6 protein-coding genes are annotated in these 4,592 nt (G+C 40.4%); 2 read left to right on the top strand and 4 right to left on the bottom strand.

The genetic code is table 11. The features are described 5' to 3' along the window. Both SanaruYs_RS19875 and SanaruYs_RS19870 read right to left on the bottom strand, forming a co-directional pair. Positions 1-1,775: CHC2 zinc finger domain-containing protein (locus SanaruYs_RS19875; protein ID WP_160118735.1), on the bottom strand; the 1,775-nt coding region annotated here is incomplete at its 3' end. Then, positions 1,775-2,026 carry a hypothetical protein gene (locus tag SanaruYs_RS19870; RefSeq protein WP_127124370.1) on the bottom strand — a complete coding sequence of 84 codons (252 nt, stop codon included), beginning with the start codon at positions 2,024-2,026 and terminating at the stop codon, positions 1,775-1,777. The genes SanaruYs_RS19875 and SanaruYs_RS19870, both read right to left, overlap by 1 nt. A gap of 148 nt (positions 2,027-2,174) precedes the next feature. Here SanaruYs_RS19870 and SanaruYs_RS19865 point away from each other — a divergent pair, with 148 nt between their 5' ends. Together SanaruYs_RS19865 and SanaruYs_RS19860 are read left to right on the top strand one after the other, a co-directional pair. Continuing rightward, the gene (locus SanaruYs_RS19865; RefSeq protein WP_127124369.1) at positions 2,175-2,510 is read left to right on the top strand and encodes a helix-turn-helix domain-containing protein; all 336 of its coding nucleotides are present in this window, start codon (positions 2,175-2,177) and stop codon (positions 2,508-2,510) included. Between the two features lie 78 nt (positions 2,511-2,588). Then, positions 2,589-3,065, top strand: coding sequence for a hypothetical protein (locus tag SanaruYs_RS19860; RefSeq protein WP_127124368.1), 477 nt, complete (start codon positions 2,589-2,591; stop codon positions 3,063-3,065). Between the two features lie 97 nt (positions 3,066-3,162). Here the strand turns inward: SanaruYs_RS19860 and SanaruYs_RS19855 are convergent, their stop codons facing one another. Beyond that, entirely contained in the window at positions 3,163-3,684 is a 522-nt protein-coding gene (locus SanaruYs_RS19855) for a hypothetical protein (protein WP_127124367.1), read from the bottom strand. A gap of 5 nt (positions 3,685-3,689) precedes the next feature. Continuing rightward, positions 3,690-4,592: RHS repeat-associated core domain-containing protein (locus SanaruYs_RS19850; protein WP_148115050.1), on the bottom strand; the 903-nt coding region annotated here is incomplete at its 5' end.

The following is a 4,592-nucleotide window of genomic DNA, read 5'->3' as shown; positions in this document are numbered from 1 at the left end:
ATGTTTCCATTTTCGTCTTTGATACTGGTACTGCTAATGATCATACCTTTGCTCTGCAATTCTCTAAACGCGAACTGTGCTTCTTCTTTCATGCCGTCCAGGTCTTCAATGCAGATCAGTTTGTTTTGCAGATCGTACATGCCATAGTTATACAAGCTGCCTTCGGTTACTCTGGTAAAGTTCTTCTTGTCTTCCTGTGGTATGAAGTTGTAGAGCTTGGCCATCAAATGTGTTTTACCGCTTCCACTCGATCCTTGTATGAGTGCATGTAAGGGCTCACGCATTTTATGGGTGATGGCGATGGCCATTAAAAATATCCGGTTGTTATCCTCTCCTACTACTCCGGCTTTACCTATCAACTCATTCCATTTTTTGATCAGGCTGGGTTTGCGTAAAAATTCTAATGCTTGTTTCTCGTATTGTGATGAGATTTTTGCCCCCTCTAAATCTCCCCCGAGGGGGGAGACTTTGGGTGCGTTTAATTTTTCGCGGTACTGCTCGAGCAGTTCTGTAAACAATTCTAAATCCAGTTGGATAAGGTCGGCACGTAGTTGCAATTTCTCAGCTGCTTCTCTTGCAATCTTCTCTACTTGTTTGTCTTCGTACAGATCAAGTTTACTTCTGCTCTTTCTTCCGTTCTGCAGATGTTCAATGTCCAGGCTCACGCGCATGCTGTCGGCTTCATTGCGCAATCCTCCTTTGATGTAGTAATTCGCTGTGATGGTGCAATAGGTGAGCCTGTGCGGATTGCTCGTATCAAAACTACCTGCTGATGTGTTAGCTTGCGATTTTATCACGGGCTTTTTTTCTTCAACTGAAAAAGAAAACGATGATCTGCTTTCAACCAGGTGCGCGAGGATCTCACTGTCATGACTTTGTACCAGGCTGTTTACATCTTCGCCTTCGGGTGTGTTTACTGTGCTTATCTTTATCTCTGGTCTAATCTCCTGAAGCTTGGCTGCTACTCGCTTTGTTCCTTCTCTCCCTGCTTCATCGCCATCAAAAAAGATAATCACTTCCCTTAACTGCTTAAGTCCTTTGATCGCTTGCTCATGCTCTACAGTAAATCCATTTGTTCCGTAGCAAGCTAAAATGTTATTGGTGGTGGTGATCGCTTCTTGTTGTAACAACGTGGCCGCATCAATGATCGCTTCGGTTAAAATCAGTTGTTGTGTTTCTGGTTTGGGATAACAAGGATAAAGGCCTTTGCGATCTCTAAGGTAAAAGTGTCTGCCTACGCCTTTGGCTTCGGCAGATAAATCAGTTTCTTCTTTATTGTAAATACTGCGACCGTAAAAACTTACGATCACACCAAGTCTGTCTTTAAGCGGGAAGATCAAACAACCTTTCAGGTGTGAGTAGTGTGTACCTGCATTGTAACCTATTTCCAGTTTGTCCGCATCGAGGTGTCTTTCTTCCAGGTAGGCTTTCATTCTCCGGTCATTGCGTAGCAAGCTTGCTCTGAACGTGCGCATCAGTGAAGTGTAATTGTCTTTGTGTTTTTCAGGGTGGCCGATCAGTTCCTGCGCTTTCAATATCGCTTCGCGTTTTGTGCCTTTCTCCATGCGCATAATAAAATCGATCACATCACCACTGCCGGCAGTGCAGTTGGAACTAAAGCAGTTGTACGTATTGGTCGCGGGATAAATTTGAAGGCTCGGTGTTTTGTCGTTGTGGAAGGGGCAGCACAACATATCGCTTTGGTTCGCCTTCAGGTTATAGTGAGCGAGTACCTGAGCAATGCTGAGTTGCTGTTTGATCTGTGCTATTTCCATTAGCTACCGGATTGAGTGGATGGATTGTTTTGAGCCAGGAACTTCAACAGGTCGAAGAGCATCTGCATGTTATGAGCCATGTCACCAAAATTGACGGGAAGACTTTCGTGCTCGTTGATGAGATACTGGTGATAGAGTTCCAGCAGGTGCTCCCGCAATTCTTCCGGAGGCACACATTCCAAAAAGCTGTTGAGCCGACAAAGCGTCTCGGCTGGTAAAGAGGAGCGGTTGGATCGGGTGGGATGTGCCATAGAAAAATATTTTTATTCCGTAACTATTGGATACAAAAATATCCGATACTTGCCGAAAAGCAAGAACCTATCAGATTTTTATTTATCCTTTAGTTACATACTTTTGACCTATTCCTTCATTTTAAGCTAAAAAGGTATCTGATAGGCTATGGAAACAGGTAAAATCATTGCTGCCCTGCGTGATAAAAAAGGGTTATCTCAAACAGAACTCGCTGACAAAAGCGGAGTGTCCAGGGTTATGATTGGTAAGTATGAACGCGGGGATGCCATTCCTTCCATTGATGCTGCTAAAAAAATTGCTGATGCACTCGAAGTCTCTCTTGACTATCTGGTAGGTGAAGGCATTAATTCAAAGCTTGATAAACACGCGCTCAAAAGACTACAGGATTTAGAACTCCTCGAAGACGAAAAAAAGAAAACACTCTTCGACCTTATCGATACTTACATACGTGATGCCAAAACTCGTAAAGCACACGCTCTTTAAATTAAATAACCATGGATGCTATTACTATCTCATCCATTATAACTTCCTCCATTTTTTCCAAAAAAACGTAACTGCATTATGATTAAAACACCCCAGGTACTTACTCTTTTGTACTTTTACATTGACGGCCGTGAATACGCTATCGATGGACTTCGTGAAGCCTTCCCTTTCATTCCTAACAAAGGTGATCTGATTAGACTACCAAAATTTGACAATGAGGTTCTGGTTACAAAAGTTCTTCATCAATTTTATAACAGCGATGATCAGGTAATTCAGAATATCAGGATTGAGGCCACAACAAAAAAAGAAGTCAAGATTAACGTTGGTGTCTATTTTGAAGTTGCTTCAGGCTGGAAGCATTTAACAGGATTGAGCGAGTGGGCTTCCAGGACTGAGCTAATCCCCCAAAAGGGAGCCAGTATTACAGCACTTCCAGAAGATAGCATCGTTATGGGTATTGATGTGACAAGTCCTGATAACATGCTTATCGTTAAAGATGTTCTGTATCGACATGGCTTGTTTGATGTCGCAATATTTGTCACAAAGGTTAATTAAAGGCCCTGCATTACGAAGGGGCTACTCATTTGAAACCGAAAGCTACAATCTTGTATCATAAAAAACCCAGCGCAACCGCTGGGTTTTTTAGTTTATCTCATGGGGCATAAGAGACATCACGACCTGTGTGGTAATATTTATTGATATTCCAGTTATAAAAAATACTGTCTGCAAAAAAATTATTCACTTTAAAACTAATCGTTGGTGGATATGACTCTTTGTAATACTTAATAAATGTAAAAACCACAGAGTCAGTTTCAAATGAATATTCACAAGAAAGTCTAAATGCCATTTCAGTTTCAGTTTCATAGTGGAATACATCTCTTTCCGATATAATTCTATCACTAAGAAATTGAGACTCCTTATAATAGTGAATAGGTTTAACAGTTGTTAAGAAAGGACTATCATTACCCCAGATTATATAATTATTTTTTAACTCCTGTACTGACCAATCTTCTTCAATTAGAGGAATACCCTTACTTGCCCTCTCAGGATTAAATTTTTCTCCATATTCTGAAGAAACAGAGTTGGATGTCTTTAAAATTCCTTGTATTAAGTTATAGCACCCGACAATAATTACTAATAAGACAAGAAAACCAATAGCATATCTTTTATTCATAATTATCATTTCAATCCATAAAGACCCGTCACCGTGCGAACTAGATTTTTCAACTCCTTTGAAGTAGCTCTATTGTTATGGACAGTACCATTTACTCGATTGTAATATGTTTGCTTATCTCCCCCTGCTATTGCTTGACCTATTCCAGCAATTCCAGCGGCTATATCCATATTTGGAGCGTTAGGACTAGCAAGAAAATAATCGACATTAACATTGTTAAGCGAGCTACCTCTAGATACACGAGCATAATCAGAGGCCATAGAAACTAATCCCTTAAACTCATTGGATGGGCTAAAATCATTCTTAGAACTTTCTTTCGATGATACAACTTCACCAACTACTTTTACATCCTTACTTGTAGTTAGTCCAGTAGACTGTTTACCCTCTTTAATTGAATATGTCTTATCTGAAGAAGTTACAGAACTCGTACTACTTGTTACATCACCATCCCTATTAATCGTTGTGGTGCTAATATTTTTTGATATTTTTTCATTCCAAACTTGATTCCCGTCCTCATCTTCTTGATATGAGCCTTCACTTCTATATTGAACTTCTTTAACTGTCTGATTACCATTCTCTCCTTGTTCAATTGTTATTGTCTGATGTTCGTGCACTCCAGCATTAATGTTTGCTCCCCTTGGTGGATCAACCACTTTATCCTCCGGAACCATTCCATCAGGATCAATAAACCTTATCGGGTTATTGAATGCATAAACATATGGAGAAATTCTTCTCATTAAATCAGCTGCAGGATCAACAGATGTAAACCGACCAATCGCTGGGTCGTATTGTCTTGCTATGTAGTCGTACCAACCAAGATCAAGTTCATCTTGAATTTCAAAACCATTGTACAAGTATGATTGCTCAGTCATTCCCTCTCTGCTATTTCTCTCTGCGATCATACCAAA

It is taken from the genome of Chryseotalea sanaruensis (assembly GCF_003990915.1).
In the GTDB taxonomy this organism is placed as follows: domain Bacteria; phylum Bacteroidota; class Bacteroidia; order Cytophagales; family Cyclobacteriaceae; genus Chryseotalea; species Chryseotalea sanaruensis.
Note: the sequence above shows the minus strand (reverse complement) of the source record. Positions and strands in the feature narration are given on the sequence as shown.